Origin of the sequence: Pleomorphomonas sp. PLEO, from assembly GCF_041320595.1 — a bacterium.
Lineage (GTDB): Bacteria > Pseudomonadota > Alphaproteobacteria > Rhizobiales > Pleomorphomonadaceae > Pleomorphomonas.
The window spans coordinates 3,021,241-3,035,800 of record NZ_CP166625.1; the positions used below are offsets into that span (position 1 = coordinate 3,021,241).

Consider the following 14,560-nt stretch of genomic DNA (forward strand, 5'->3'; position numbering starts at 1 on the left):
CTTCCTATCAGGATCGAAGCGGGATTTCACGGGGTATGAGGTCAAAAATGTCTGGCGATTCGGCCATGTGGGCACTCGGTCTGATGAGCGGCACGTCGATGGACGGCGTCGACGCGGCGCTGATCCGCACTGACGGCGAAGGAATTGCCGAGTTTGGGCCGACGCTGTTTCAGGCCTATGGCGACGAGGAACGGGCGGTTCTGAGAGCCGCTCTGAAGGATGCGCGTGGCATGACCGCCCGCAAAGAACGCTTCGGCCGGCTCGCCGAAGCGGAATCCGTCGTTACCGACGCTCATGCCCACGCCGTCGCGGTGCTGCTGATCGCCGCCGAGAAAAAAGGCATTCGGCCCGAGGTAATCGGCTTCCATGGTCAGACTGTGCACCATGCGCCCGATCGCGGCTTTACCGCCCAGATCGGCGACGCCGGCATGCTGGCCGAGCGCTTCAATCTGCCGGTGGTCTATGACTTCCGCTCCGCCGATATTCGCGAAGGCGGGCAGGGCGCGCCGCTGGTGCCGGTCTACCATCGAGCGCTGGCCCGCAAGGCCGGGCTCACGCCGCCCGTCGCTTTCCTCAACATCGGTGGTGTCGCCAACGTCACGCTGATTGGCGAGGACGGGGAGCTTACCGCCTTCGATACCGGTCCCGGCAACGCGCTGATCGACGACCTAGTGTTCAACGCCACCGGCGCTCGCTTCGATGTCGATGGTGCCATCGCCGCGCAGGGACATGTCGACGCGGCTGTGCTGGGGCAGTTGATGGACCATCCGCATTTCGAGACGCCGGCGCCCAAGTCGCTCGACAGGAATACCTTCCGCGCCGATGCGGCCGCCAGCCTGTCGTTTGCCGACCGTGTGGCGACGCTCACCGCCTTTACGGCCGAGGGGATCGCAGCCGGCCTTCGGCTGGCCGGCGCGCCTATCCGCACGGTGATCGTCTCGGGCGGCGGCGCCCGCAATCCGGTGATGGTGCGGATGATTGCCGAGCGAACCGGCGTGGACGTGGTGCCGGCCGGCAATATCGGATTCGACGCCGACTTCGTCGAGGCGCAGGCCTTCGCCTATCTTGCCGCTCGCCGCTTGAAAGGATTGCCGTCTTCCTTCCCCACCACCACCGGAACGCCGGTGCCCGTGGTCTGCGGCGAAATTGCGTGATCTTTTGTAGCGAAGCGTAATTTGAAAAAGAACACGGGTACTGCTTTCGATCGTTGTCGTAATCGTTGACGCGGAAATCGGATCTCGCTTTTCCGCATGAAGCTCTAGCCGGATTCCGCGCATGCTCGCCGAAGCCCTGTTGTTTGCCGCCACCCGCCTGACCTCGCCCAGGAGTCGTACCTCCGCTGTGCGGGACGCCGTCGGTCTTTGGGCGCGCGCCGGCCGCTGTCGCGCCGCTTGGGCCGAGCATGAGGCGCGGACGCGGGCAGCGATCGATCGGGTGATCGATGGAGTCGCTGTTCGTCGCACGGCGGTGGTGCTCGGTTCGGGGTTGTTGCGGGACGTCCCTATCGATCGGCTCTCCAGCATGTTCAACAAGGTGGTGCTGGTCGATATCGTCCATCTGCCGACGGTGCGGCTGAAGACGTTTCTGCGCCGCTATCCCAACGTCAGCTTCATGACCCGCGACATCTCCGGCTATGACCGCCTCGTCGAGCAATCGCGCATCAAGCTCGCCACCGGGCAAGATGACCTTGGGGTCCGCCTCGACCCGTTGGGTTTTCTCCGCAAGATCGACGAACTCGATCTGGTGATCTCAGCCAATGTGTTGTCGCAGATCGCAGTCGGCGCGGTGAGTCGATTGCATTCGAAGGACGGACAGGCACGCGTCATGCCCGACAACGCCGTGGCGCAACTGGTTGCCGGCCACCTCGACGGGTTGGCCCAGCTACCCTGCAAGACGGTGATCGTCACCGACGTTTCCTACGTTCGGCGCCGGCGCGATGGCGTCGTCGTCGAAAACCGCGATCTTCTCCATGGGATCATCCCGCCGCCTCCCTTCGACGCCTGGGACTGGCCGGTGGCACCCTTCGGCGAGGAAGAGGTGGATGAGGAGCGCATTCACAAGGTGATCGCTGCCGAAGACGTGGCTGTCGATCTCTAGAAGATTTCTGGCGAAAACAGGTTCAACGAAAAGCTCTATCTACTTGTTTTTCCATAAAATTCGGACGGAAAACTGGTTCCCATTTTTGCTGAATTTGCTCAAGAACAACGCGCGTTTGGTCAGAACTCTGCTTGGATCGGTGCCACCCACCAGTTGGCACGCTCGGCGGCAAGTTGCTCACCAGCGGCCTCGGCCGTTGCCCGGTCATCGAACAGACCGAAACAGGTGGCTCCTGACCCTGACATGCGAGCAAGTTGAACGCCCGGCAGACCGCCAACGGCGGCGAGCACGTCGCCGATAACCGGCGCAATGGCCTTGGCCGGTGGCTCAAGGTCGTTGCGTGTCTCCCTGGCGAGGAAGGTTGCAAGGTCGGCCAGCGTGGCGAAAGCGGGCAGGGCGGGAAGTGGTGGATTATCGCGTCGTTCGAGTGCGCGAAAAGTGGCGAGCGTCGACACGCCGACGCGCGGATTGACCAGCAGCAAGCCAAAGGCGAGCCGCCCGGCCGTCGGCGTGATGCGTTCGCCGACGCCTGCGACGTGAGCGGGCCGGCCGTCGAGACACATGGGCACATCGGCGCCCAGCGACAGGGCTAGGGCGGTGACGGCGGGGTCGTCGGTTGAGAGGCTGTAGAGCCGGCAGAGGCCGCGCAAGGCAGCCGCTGCGTCGGCCGAGCCGCCGCCGATGCCGGAGGCGATCGGCAGGCGTTTGTCGAGATGCACCGCGATCGGGTCCTTGCATCCGCTCAATTCGCGGAAACCGCGCAGAGCCCGCAAGACGAGATTGTCGGCGCCGGCGCTGAGATCGCTCGCCATCGGCCCACCAATGTCGAAGCGGTCCTCGTCGCCCGGCGCCAAGGTTACCGTGTCGCCGACGTCGGCGAAAGTCACAAGCATATCAAGGTCGTGGTAGCCATCGGGCCGTCGCCCGATGACATGAAGCGCTAGGTTGATCTTGGCACGAGCCTGTTCGACGACGGCCATGTTCGTCGAGTCCTGCCAGGTCAGGGTGTCGCCTGGGTCGGCTTGGCGTCGGTCGCTTCGGCCGCGGCCTTGTTGGTGTTGTCTTGTACCAGGCCGTGTTCGATCTTGGCCTCGATTTTGAGCAGATCTTCCGGCTCGGGCTTGCTGGCCTTGGCGTGGTTCCACTGGAAGCGCGCCTCGAGACGACGGCCAACCTGCCAGTAGGCGTCGCCGAGGTGATCGTTGATCGTCGGGTCGGATGGCATCAAGTTCACCGCCCGCTCAAGCTCGTTGGCCGCCTGATCATATTCACCGAGCTTGTAGTGCGCCCAGCCGAGGCTGTCGACGATGAAGCCATCGGTCGGGGATAGGCTGACCGCCTTCTCGATGAGCGCCATTCCGTCCTTGAGGTTCAAGCCTTTGTCGATCCAGGAATAGCCGAGGTAGTTGAGCACCAGAGGCTGATCCGGCTTGAGTTCCAGCGCTTTCTTGAAGTCGGCTTCCGCCTCCGGCCAGCGGTTGGTCCGCTCGTAGGCGATGCCGCGGTTGTAGAATACCTGCCAATCCTCGGTCTGCGGCTGATCGCCGATGGCCTTGATGGTCCGCGTATAGACGTCCGCGGCTTCGGCGAACATCTTGCGGGTTCTCAGAATATTCCCGAGACCGTTCAGCGCTTCCTTGTCCTTCGAGTTCTTGCGGATAACGCGCTTCAGGGTGGCTCGCGCTTCATCCACCTTGTCGAGCGCGTTGTAGTCGAAGGCGATCATGATATCGGCGTTGCGCCGGAGCGGCGAGCGGGTCGGAACCTTGTCGAGAATGGCAATCGCGTCGTCAGCCCGTTCCAGTCGCTCGAAATTCTCAGCCAGCGTGATGCGGGTCATGTCGTCTGCCGGGTCGAGTGCTAGCGCCAATTGCAGGAAGACGATGCCGAAGTCGTTGGTATCCTCGCGCACCACCGCCGAACCGAGGCCGGAGAGAATCTCGGCCGCCCCCTCATTGACTGTGCGGACGCGGGGCGCCGGGCGGCTCTTGGCGTTGACGAGGGCGGCGACTTCCTTGAGCAGTGGATGGCCGGGCGCCGAGGCCAGTGCCTTGTCGATCGTGGCCTTGGCGGTGACAAAGTCGCCGTTACGGGCAAAGGTGCGTGTTGCCGCGTCAATGACCGACACCGGGCCGTCGTCAAGGGCGAGCGCCGCCTTCAATTCCTCGGCGGCCAGGTCGCCACGCCCGGCAACCGAGGCGATGAGGCCGGCATGATAGTGGCGGAAAAAGAGATACCATTTCTCGCCGTCGAGCTTGGCGAGGCGGGCGAGCGCTTCATCGGTTTTACCCGCGCCCTGTTCGGCCCATGCCGACAGGATCTCGGCGACCAGCGTCAGGAGCGGTCCGGACCGCGCGTGCTGGAAGGAAGCGACCGCCTCGGTCCACCGGCCGGACTGAAAATCATCGATGCCGATGGTCAAAGCGGCGATTGGGCTGTCAGCATCGACGGCGCTCAGCCGTTCGGCGAAAGCGCGAACCTCGGTCAGCTCGCCGGCGGCGATGTAGAGCGACAGGGCGCGTTCGAGAAGGAATTTGTCGTCGGGCGCATCGAGCAATGCCGAAGCAAAATAGTCGGCGGAAGCGCGATAGTCGGAAATACTGCCGGCAAAGCGGCCGGCAAGGTAGTTGCCTTCAAGCGAGGAAGCGACAGGCAGCCCCGTGTCCGGTTGAGCCGTTGCCAGTCCCCGTGCTCCGGCCGGCAGCGAACCGGCAATGGCGAGGGTGGCCAGCGCCGCTCCGAGAAGGGGTCCCATGGCGAAGCGTCGAAAAGTCGGCTGGCGTAGCATCATGGGTGAAGAATCCCGTCGTCGGTTTGGGGCAGCGCACAAACATCACGGCGTCCGAACGCCCGGCCGCCGACTCCACTAAAAGGCAAAATGGCGGCAAAGGCGTGGCGCTTCAAGCGGTACCTAGCGTCCTGCTCCAAGAAAGTCGCCTATGTCCATTGCCATTGCATTCCAGCCGGCAAAGTTCGAAATGAAGCCACCAACAACCCGAACGTCGGATACGCCTTTCCATGAGTATGGCTTTCATACTGGTTCTGCTGCTTGCCCTGGGTGCCTGGCTCATCCGCTGGCGCGGCGCCAGTCTCAGGGGCGACATCGACGCCATTGCCCGCAACTATGGCCTGCTGGCCGGGCTCGGAGCGGTGGCGGCGCTTGCCATTACCGGTCGTGTCGCGTTCGCCGCTGTCGGCGTCGCTCTGTTGGTCGGGCTACACCGGTCGGGCTTGCTGCGGACGTCGCGTGGGGCTCGGCGCGGGCAGTCGGTGTTGCGTTCACCTATGTTTGAGGTGGTTGTCGATGGCGACGCGATCGGCGGGCGGGTCGTTTCCGGCGCCTTCCGAGGGCGCGATCTCAATCGCCTCGGGAGCGCGGAGCTATCCGCCCTCCATGCCGAGACGGCGCGCGACGGTCGCAGCCGCGCCACCTTAGAGATTTATCTCGACCGCCGAATGCCCGGATGGCGTGAGAACGTGCAGGGTGAGACCGCATCGCGGAGCCGTCGAACGGCGAATGCGGGCTCCATGAGCGAGGAGGAGGCGTACGAGATCCTTGGGCTTCAAAAGGGCGCCGGAGAGGCCGACATCAGGGCCGCCCACCGTCGACTGATGAAGCGGGTGCATCCCGACCAGGGCGGTTCCACTTTCCTGGCGGTACGTATCAACCAGGCCAAGGACCGGCTTATGTCCAAACATGTCTAGCTCCCGTTACGCAGAACAGTGGGTGCCGTTGACTAACTGTGATGGCCGCGCCGGGTGAAAGGCGAACACTTGCCTTACGGATCGGGCGCGGGGTGCTCCAACCGCCGGAGAGGCGGTCAGAGCCTGATTGTGAAACAGGCGAAGTCGTTTTTCTTCAGGGCCTGGCAGGCCCGATTTGCGGCCTTCTCATTCTCAAAACCACCAAAGCGCGCCCGCACCACACCCTTGCCGGCCGTTTCGGCGTAGGGGCTGGCGGCGGCGAGCTGGGGAGCGGCTGATTTCGCCTTGTCCAGAAGATCCATGGCAGCGGCCTTCGAACCAACCGCGCCAATCTGAATGTACCAACCGCTCTGGCGAGCGGCGACCGAGGCCGGTGTCTCACGCGGTGCCTGAACGGCGTCGCTCATGACGTTGGCCGGGGCGGCCGACGCCACCTGGACCGACTTCGCAGCCGCGCGGCGCGCGTGGACATCGGCGCGGCTAACGAGGTCTGCCAACGGATCGTTCTGGGGAGCCGGACCGATATCGGCGAAGGCTTCCGCGGCGGAGGAAGGCAGGTGAGCGTTGGCGAGGCTGGCCGGCAGAGTGGCCGTCGCTAGGCTGACCGGCTCGGGGGAGGGGGCGATTGAGGCAGATACCGGCGCAGGAGCTTCGGCAACCTCTTCGGGTTCGGCAGCGGCCGGAGCGGTCGGCGGCATGGGCGCTGCCGGAGCGACCGAGGCGGTCACGAGGGCAGGGTCGGGATCGACGTTATCCGCGTCGGCCGTCATGGGGCGCGGCATCGGCGCGGGATGCGGCGGCAGCGTCGACGCTGCGATGAGGCGGGCCGGCTCGGCTGGCGCCGCCGCGCTGGCGGCCGCGACCTTCGGTGCGTTCATCGCGTCGGCCACGAGTTGATCGTCATAGCCGCGAGCGCGAGAGGCCTTGGGCAGGTAAGCATTGATCAACTGCACCATATGGGCGTCGCGCTGGGCGGCGGTCTTGCCGCCCATGACGACGGCGACGATCTTGCGGCCGTCGCGCTTGACGGAGGTGACGAGGTTGAAGCCGGAGGCGTTGACATAACCGGTCTTGATGCCGTCGACGCCGTTGACGCGGCCAAGCAGGTTGTTGTGAGTGCCGATTGTCCGTCCGCGGAAATTGTAGGACTGGATCGAGAACAGCGGGTAATATTGCGGGAAGCGGACCTGCAGTGCCACCCCAAGCTTCATCATGTCCCGCGCTGACGTGAACTGCCCGGGATCGGGTAGACCGTTGGCGTTGCGAAAACGGGTGTTGGTCATGCCGATGGCGCGGGCGGTCCGCGTCATGCGATCGGCGAAAGCCGGGACCGAACCGGCGACATTTTCGGCGATGACGGCGGCGGCATCATTTGCCGAGCGGGTGATCAGACCCTTGATAGCGTCTTCGACGGAAATCGTCTCGCCGGCGCGCAACCCGAGCTTGGTCGGCGTCTGCCGTTGTGCGAGGGCGGAGACGCGGAGCGGTGTCGAGAGCTTGAAACGCCCCCTCTCGAGCTCTTCGAACATGACGTAGAGCGTCATCATCTTGGTGAGCGAGGCAGGGTAGCGGTGAGTGTCGGGACTGACCTCGTACAGGACCTTACCGGTCGCTGTATCGACGACAATCGCCGAATATTTCGAAGGAACGACCTGACTGGGAAACTCCTTGGCCGCGATCGCGGCTGTGGATACGCCCGCCGCGATGACGGCGATGACGGCGGGAGCCGCCACTCGGTGTAGGACCTTGGAAACCAGATTACGCAAACTCAACAATGGACCGCCCTCACAACGCCAACTCCAGGGTCTCGTCCGTGCCATTCGGCCGGATACGAAGCCCATTCCGGACCTGTTCTCCATCCCCCTGAGCCCAACGGGCAACGGTTGCAAAATTAGCGGCAACGCGGTTACGGAAGCGTAAAGTTTGAATCGACTTTTCCGGATTTGCACCGTCCCGAAAAAGGACTCCGTATTTTTAGGGAGAGTGGCGAGGCTGGCGCCTGTCATGCGAAAAGCTGGGGGCTCCCAACACTTCATCATATTGCATCGCGGCTTGACCTAAGCGAAACTCCTTACCAAATACAGACAGACAGGCGATCGTCTTCTCACAAGTGCGTGGAGTGTCGGCCTGGACTCCAGATTGGAATTGCGCGCCAGTTGTCCCTGATTCAATATGTCCCCATGACCCGCAAGATCGGGGCAAGCAATCGGAGGGAAAAGGTGGTCGAGGCGGTTCAGGCTGGCGTGGCGAGAATGGCACCGGCGGATCTATCCTACGGTTTGCCGGACAGTCGTCCTGTGACCAGCCGGTGGACCGACGCGAAGATGGAAGACAAGACGCGCCGTTCGGTCTTATCGGCCGACGACGAGGATGGGGAGAGTGGGAACGGGTCGAATTCGGGAACTGGAGTCGACTCCAAGGTCCTGACCAAGACCAAACGACCGAGCATGTATCGTGTTCTGATCCTGAACGACGATTACACGCCGATGGAATTCGTGGTGCACATTCTGGAGCGTTTCTTCAACAAGGGGCGTGAAGAGGCAACCCAGATCATGTTGCACGTCCACCATCATGGGGTGGGGGAGTGTGGTGTCTATTCCTATGAAGTCGCCGAGACCAAGGTGACACAGGTGATGGACTTCGCGCGTCGCCACCAGCATCCGCTTCAGTGCGTCATGGAAAAAAGTGAGGGTCCATCGTGCCATCTTTCTCGCGCAGTCTCGAAAAGGCCCTTCATCAGGCCCTCGCTTTCGCCAATGAGCGCCGCCAGGAATATGCGACGCTCGAGCATCTTCTGCTGTCGCTGGTCGAAGATCCCGACGCGGCGGCCGTCATGCGCGCCTGCTCCGTCGATCTCGACGTTCTGAAGCGCAACCTCGTCGAATATATCGATACAGAGCTCGACAATCTGGTGACCGAACTCGGCGAGGAAGCAAAGCCCACCGCCGGTTTCCAGCGTGTCATTCAGCGCGCGGTGATCCACGTTCAATCGTCTGGGCGCGATGAGGTGACCGGCGCCAACGTGCTGGTGGCCATCTTTGCCGAGCGCGAAAGTCACGCCGCCTATTTCCTGCAAGAGCAGGACATGACGCGTTATGACGCGGTCAACTACATCAGCCACGGTATCGCGAAGCGCGCAGGCATGAGCGAGAGCCGGGCAACGCGTGGCGTCGATGAAGAAACGCCGTCGCAGGAGACGCCGCCCAGCGGTGGGCCCGCGCCCGAAAAGAAGAAGGCCGACGCGCTCGACGCCTATTGCGTCAACCTCAACGAGAAGGCTTTGAAGGGCAAGATTGATCCCCTGATCGGCCGGGCCGACGAGATCGCGCGCACTATTCAGGTGCTCTGCCGCCGCTCGAAGAACAATCCGCTCTATGTCGGCGATCCCGGTGTGGGCAAGACGGCGATAGCCGAAGGCCTTGCTCGCCGCATCGTCGACGGCGATGTGCCGGGTGTCTTGAAGGATTCGACCATTTTCGCGCTCGACATGGGCGCGCTTCTGGCCGGTACGCGCTATCGCGGCGACTTCGAGGAGCGGCTGAAGCAGGTCGTCAAGGAGATCGAGAATTATCCCGGCGCCATCATGTTCATCGACGAGATCCACACGGTGATCGGTGCCGGTGCGACCTCGGGCGGTGCGATGGACGCCTCGAACCTGCTGAAGCCGGCGCTGTCCAGCGGCACCGTCCGTTGCATCGGCTCCACCACCTATAAGGAATATCGCCAGTTCTTCGAAAAGGACCGGGCGCTGGTGCGCCGTTTCCAGAAGATCGATGTCAACGAGCCGACTGTCACGGATGCCATCGAAATTCTGAAGGGTCTCAAGCCCTATTTCGAGGAGTTCCACAAGGTCCGCTATACCCAGGACGCCATCAAGGCGGCCGTGGAGCTCAGCGCCCGCTACATCAACGACCGCAAGCTGCCGGACAAGGCGATCGATGTCATCGACGAGAGCGGTGCCAGCCAGATGCTATTGCCCGAGGGCAAGCGCAAGAAGGTGATTGGCATCAAGGAGATCGAGGCGACCATTGCCACCATGGCCCGCATCCCGCCCAAGTCGGTGTCCAAGGACGATGCCGAGGTGCTGGAAAGCCTGGAGACCAACCTCAAGCGCGTCGTCTACGGTCAGGACAAGGCGATCGCCGCTCTGGCCTCGGCGATCAAGTTGGCGCGTGCCGGCCTCCGGGAGCCGGAAAAGCCGATCGGCAACTACCTGTTCTCCGGCCCGACCGGTGTCGGCAAGACCGAAGTGGCCCGTCAGCTCGCCTCGATCCTCGGCGTGCCCATCCTGCGCTTCGACATGTCGGAGTATATGGAGCGGCATACCGTCAGCCGGCTGATCGGCGCGCCTCCAGGCTATGTCGGCTTCGACCAGGGTGGCCTTCTGACCGATGGCGTCGACCAGCATCCGCATTGCGTGCTGCTGCTCGACGAGATCGAGAAGGCGCATCAGGATCTGTTCAACATCCTGCTGCAGGTGATGGACCACGGCAAGCTGACAGACCACAACGGCAAGCAGGTCGATTTCCGCAACGTCATCCTGATCATGACGACCAACGCCGGCGCCGCCGACATGTCCCGCGAGCCGATCGGCTTCAACCGCACCCGGCGCGAAGGTGACGACACCGAGGCGATCAACCGCATGTTCACGCCGGAGTTCCGCAACCGTCTGGACGCCATCATCCCGTTCGGCGCTCTGCCGCCGGAAGTGGTGCGCTCGGTGGTGCAGAAGTTCGTCATGCAGCTCGAGGCCCAGCTTGCCGACCGCAACGTCACCTTCGAGCTCGATGAGGCGGCGATCGACTGGCTGGCCACCAAGGGCTACGACGAGCGCATGGGGGCCCGTCCGCTCGGCCGCGTCATCCAGGAGCACATCAAGCGGCCTCTTGCCGACGCTGTGCTGTTCGGCGTGTTGAAGAAGGGTGGCACCGTCAAGGTGTCGGTCGAGACCAACGAAGCCGGCGAGATCGGTCTCAAACTCGACTGCCTGCCCGACCCGGCGCTGAAGCGCAAGGTGGAGGAAGTCGACGCCAAGGTGGCCGATGCACCGGTGCCGCCGAAGCCGCGCAAGCGTAGCCCGAAGCAGAGCGCCAAGGCAGTGTGACCACTGGCGTCCATTGAGACAATTGAGAGCGGCGCGATCGCAATGGTCGCGCCGCTTTTTTATCGAGCAAGAAAGGCCGTGACGCCTTCCTTAAACAGCTTGTCGCCGGTGGCTCGCATGTGATCGCGATTGGGGATGTCGAGCACGTTCGCATCGGGAATCATCGTGGCGAGTTCAACCGCCGAACCGGCAACCGCGTCCTTCGTGCCGACGGCGACTAGCGTCGGAACAGCGATGCGCGCGGTCTCCGCCGGGTCGATGGGATGGCCATAGCCGCGAATGCAGGCGGCGAGCGCCTGTCGGTCGGAACGGGTCTGGTCGGCGAACAGACGATAGCCGCGGCCGACCGGGTCGTCGATGTCTTCCAGGGAAGGGGCGAGGAGGGCGGCGGCGATGGGTTCGCGATCGAGTCCGGCTTTCGCCATGGCGCCGCCGATGCCGCCGAGTACCAGCTTTTCCAGGCGATCGGAATGGCGGGAAGCAAAGTCGAGCAGGATGCGGGACCCCATGGAATAGCCGATGGCTCGGACGCGGCCGAGGCTGAGATGATCGATCAGCGCCTCGACGTCGCCCGACATCTTCTCGAGCCGATAATCCTCGGCGTCGAGGAGTTTGACCGAGTTACCGTGCCCTCGGTTGTCGAGGGCGATCGTCCGGTAGCCGGCTCGGACCAGCCAATCGATCCAGCCGGTGTCCAGCCAATTGACGCGGGCGCTGGATGCGAAGCCGTGGACGAGCACTATCGGTGGACCGTTGCCCTCATCGAGATAGGCAAAGTCGCCGTCGGCAGTCGAAAAGCTCGGCATATAACGGCCTCCCATCGCGCCATTGGCGCTGCCCTGCAAAGTCACGTCCCTTTTGCCGCAAGGGGACTGTTCTTGCTGTCATATTGCCGGTATGCTTCGTGAAGCCACGGATTTCAACAAGGGTATCGTGCATGGCCGACGCTTTCATTCCTCATTTCGCCAACGACGCCGGTGTGACGACCATCCGGATTGGCGCGAAGGAATTCATGTGCATCGGCGCAAAGCCGCCCTTCGACCATCCGCATATCTTCCTGGAAATGGGAGATGATGCCGAGGTTGTCTGTTCCTATTGCTCGACCGTCTATCGCTACGATCCGTCGCTCAAGGCGACCGAATCGGAACCCAAAGACGCCGCGTGGCAGCCCAGAGCGGCCTGAGCCACGCCAAGGATGGGGTTATGCCGGATCACTTACCGGTGGTGGTGATTGGGGCCGGAATTGCTGGCCTCACGCTATCATTGTGTCTTGCGCGGGCCGGCGTGCGAGTCACGGTGATCGACAGGGCGCCCGAACTGAGAGAGGTTGGCGCCGGTCTGCAGCTGTCGCCGAATGCTTCCTCGATCCTCTTTCATCTTGGCCTTGGTTCGGCGCTCGATGCCACAGGCGTACGACCGGAGGCGGTGACCATCCGCGACGGGGCGAGTGGTCGCCTCATTCTCAGCATGGTGCTTGGCGAGGCGATGGTGGAGCGCTACGGAGCGCCCTATATCGTCATCCATCGCGCCGATCTCCAGGGAACGCTGCTCGCCGCTGTCGAGCAGGAGCCGCGCGTCACCCTGCATCTCGGCGTCGAGGTCACGTCGATTGAGGAGACCGACGCGGGCGTTGTGGTCGAAGGTCTTGATGCCGGCGAACCGGTCCAGTTTTTCGGTTCTGTGCTGGTGGGGGCCGACGGCGTCCGTTCCATGGTGCGCGAGACGGTAATCGGCGGCAGTCCTGCGGTTTATACCGGGCGGACCGCTTGGCGTGCCACGTTCGAGGCCGAGGGGTTTTTCGCCCACTCCTTCCGGCACAATGAGACGGGGCTCTGGTTGGGCAGACGCGCTCATCTTGTCCACTATGCCATCGACGCGGGGCGAGAGATCAATCTTGTCGCGGCCATCGATGACGTCTGGAACGAAGACGGTTGGGACGTGCCTGGGGATCCGGCGCAGATACAGGCCGCTTTCAAAGACTGGCCGGAGGCGGTGCGAAAGCTGATCGCCATGCCGGACAGCTGGCGCAAATGGGCGCTCTGCGAAGCTCCGCGCAACACGCCTTGGACCAAGGGTCGGACGGTGCTGATCGGCGATGCCGTGCATGGCATGCCGCCCTTCGTGGCGCAGGGCGCGGCGATGGCGATCGAGGATGCGCGTGTGCTGGCCGGCGTGCTGGCGGCCGATCTTGGCGCCGACATCGAACAGCGGCTTCGTGCGTTTGCCGACGGCCGCAAGGCGCGAACCGATAAGGTGGCGGCGACCGCGCGGCGCAATGGCTTCATCTACCATCTCGGTGGTGCGCCGGCGAAGGCGCGCAATCTCGGCATGCGTCTTCTCGGCGCCGAACGGTTGGCCGACAACATGGATTGGATTTACGGCTGGCGTCCGGTAGAAGGCTAATCCCTTTTCCTGGAATTCCGCCAATGACTTTACCTGCTCAGGATCGTTTCGACCGGCGCCGCCTTGCCGGGCTTGCCGCCGCGATCGGAGCGATCTCGGCGGTCGGTACGTCGTTATCGCTTGGTATGCCGCTTCTGGCGGTCATTCTCGAGCAGCGCGGCCATTCGAGTTCGGTGATCGGTCTGGTGACCACGGCGGCGGGTGTCGCAGCGCTTCTCAGCACGCCTTTCGTGCCGAAGCTGACACGTCGATTCGGTGCTGCCTGGGTGCTGTTGGTGGCAGTGGTTCTGGGCACGATCACCTTTCCGCTGTTCTATTTCTTCGACTCGATCACCGTGTGGTTCGTGCTGCGCTTTGTCTTCTCGCTCTGCCTCAACACGGCCTTCATCGTTTCCGAGTTCTGGATCAATTCGTTGGCGCCGGCTGCGAAACGCGGGTTTGTGATGGGCGTTTACGCCACCATCCTCTCCATCGGTTTCGCGGTGGGGCCGGCGATCCTCAGCCTTGTCGGTTCGGAGGGTTGGCTGCCGTTTGCCATCGGCACCGGACTGATGGCCGTCTCTATCCTGCCGATCATCGCCGGTTTCAGGGCCGATCCGCCAGCCGACGAGGGCAAGGGCGGCAACTTCCTGCACTTCCTGACGGTGGTGCCGCTTGCCACCTTTGCTGCTTTCACGGTGGGCGCCGTCGAATCGTCGGTGATGAGCTTCTCGCCTGTCTACGGCCTCCGCCTCGGCTATAGCGAGCGGGTGGCCGCACTCCTCGTGATGGCGGTGGCCCTTGGCAATATCGTGGCGCAACTGCCGCTCGGCATGCTGTCCGATCGCATGGATCGGCGGCGCCTGCTCCTTTACGTGGCCTTGGGTGGCATCGCATCGGCCGGGCTTGTCGCCGCCGTGTCGTCTCATCAGTTTCTGCTGATGCCTGCCATAGGGCTTTGGGGTGGGCTGGTGGCCGGTCTTTACGCGGTGGGGTTGACCCATCTCGGCGCGCGACTTTCCGGTGGAGACCTTGCTTCGGCCAACGCGGCTTTCATTTTCATGTATTCGGTCGGCATGCTGGTGGGGCCGGCCGCGACCGGGGCCGGCATGGACGCGCTGGGGCCACAGGGCTTGGTCGTCGTGACGGTGTTGATCCTAGCCGGCTACGCCTTTTTCTCCTTCCGTCGCATCCGCCAGGTGCCGGATCCAAATGCGGATGGTCCATCAAGCTCGTCTTGACTTTCGGGAGCTTTCGACTAGGGTGCCCGCC

11 protein-coding genes and 1 pseudogene are annotated in these 14,560 nt (G+C 63.3%); 8 read left to right on the forward strand and 4 right to left on the reverse strand.

What is annotated here, in order from left to right:
- Nucleotides 1–47 precede the first annotated feature (47 nt).
- Complete coding sequence (locus AB6N07_RS13995) at nt 48–1,154, forward strand: anhydro-N-acetylmuramic acid kinase (protein WP_370673702.1); 1,107 nt, start codon at nt 48–50, stop codon at nt 1,152–1,154.
- Nucleotides 1,155–1,275: 121 nt separating this feature from the next.
- Nucleotides 1,276–2,097, forward strand: a complete 822-nt coding sequence (locus tag AB6N07_RS14000; RefSeq protein WP_370673703.1) for a hypothetical protein — start codon at nt 1,276–1,278, stop codon at nt 2,095–2,097.
- A gap of 119 nt (nt 2,098–2,216) precedes the next feature.
- Here the strand turns inward: AB6N07_RS14000 and AB6N07_RS14005 are convergent, their stop codons facing one another.
- Nucleotides 2,217–3,077, reverse strand: a complete 861-nt coding sequence (locus AB6N07_RS14005) for a 4-(cytidine 5'-diphospho)-2-C-methyl-D-erythritol kinase (protein WP_370673704.1) — start codon at nt 3,075–3,077, stop codon at nt 2,217–2,219.
- Between the two features lie 20 nt (nt 3,078–3,097).
- Nucleotides 3,098–4,852, reverse strand: a complete 1,755-nt coding sequence (locus AB6N07_RS14010) for a tetratricopeptide repeat protein (RefSeq protein ID WP_370673705.1) — start codon at nt 4,850–4,852, stop codon at nt 3,098–3,100.
- A gap of 263 nt (nt 4,853–5,115) precedes the next feature.
- On the opposite strand from AB6N07_RS14010, the gene AB6N07_RS14015 reads away from it, so the two are divergent.
- Nucleotides 5,116–5,802 carry a DnaJ domain-containing protein gene (locus tag AB6N07_RS14015; RefSeq protein ID WP_370673706.1) on the forward strand — a complete coding sequence of 229 codons (687 nt, stop codon included), beginning with the start codon at nt 5,116–5,118 and terminating at the stop codon, nt 5,800–5,802.
- A 116-nt stretch (nt 5,803–5,918) separates the two neighbouring features.
- Here the strand turns inward: AB6N07_RS14015 and AB6N07_RS14020 are convergent, their stop codons facing one another.
- The gene (locus AB6N07_RS14020) at nt 5,919–7,574 is read right to left on the reverse strand and encodes a serine hydrolase (protein ID WP_370673707.1); all 1,656 of its coding nucleotides are present in this window, start codon (nt 7,572–7,574) and stop codon (nt 5,919–5,921) included.
- A gap of 552 nt (nt 7,575–8,126) precedes the next feature.
- On the opposite strand from AB6N07_RS14020, the pseudogene clpS reads away from it, so the two are divergent.
- Nucleotides 8,127–8,486, forward strand: a pseudogene (clpS, locus tag AB6N07_RS14025) (ATP-dependent Clp protease adapter ClpS); the annotation flags it as partial.
- 14 nt (nt 8,487–8,500) lie between these two features.
- Complete coding sequence (gene clpA / locus AB6N07_RS14030) at nt 8,501–10,906, forward strand: ATP-dependent Clp protease ATP-binding subunit ClpA (protein ID WP_370673708.1); 2,406 nt, start codon at nt 8,501–8,503, stop codon at nt 10,904–10,906.
- 59 nt (nt 10,907–10,965) lie between these two features.
- Here clpA and AB6N07_RS14035 read toward each other — a convergent pair whose 3' ends face one another.
- Nucleotides 10,966–11,712, reverse strand: a complete 747-nt coding sequence (locus AB6N07_RS14035) for an alpha/beta fold hydrolase (RefSeq protein WP_370673709.1) — start codon at nt 11,710–11,712, stop codon at nt 10,966–10,968.
- Between the two features lie 131 nt (nt 11,713–11,843).
- Here AB6N07_RS14035 and AB6N07_RS14040 point away from each other — a divergent pair, with 131 nt between their 5' ends.
- The 3 genes from AB6N07_RS14040 to AB6N07_RS14050 are packed head-to-tail and all read left to right on the forward strand — an operon-like array spanning nt 11,844 to nt 14,529.
- Nucleotides 11,844–12,089 (forward strand): zinc-finger domain-containing protein, encoded by a 246-nt coding sequence (locus tag AB6N07_RS14040; RefSeq protein WP_370673710.1) that lies wholly within the window; start codon nt 11,844–11,846, stop codon nt 12,087–12,089.
- Between the two features lie 20 nt (nt 12,090–12,109).
- A complete protein-coding gene (locus AB6N07_RS14045; protein ID WP_370673711.1) occupies nt 12,110–13,309 on the forward strand; it encodes an FAD-dependent oxidoreductase in 1,200 nt (399 codons plus the stop codon).
- A gap of 23 nt (nt 13,310–13,332) precedes the next feature.
- Entirely contained in the window at nt 13,333–14,529 is a 1,197-nt protein-coding gene (locus AB6N07_RS14050; RefSeq protein ID WP_370673712.1) for an MFS transporter, read from the forward strand.
- The last annotated feature ends 31 nt before the right edge of the window (nt 14,530–14,560 follow it).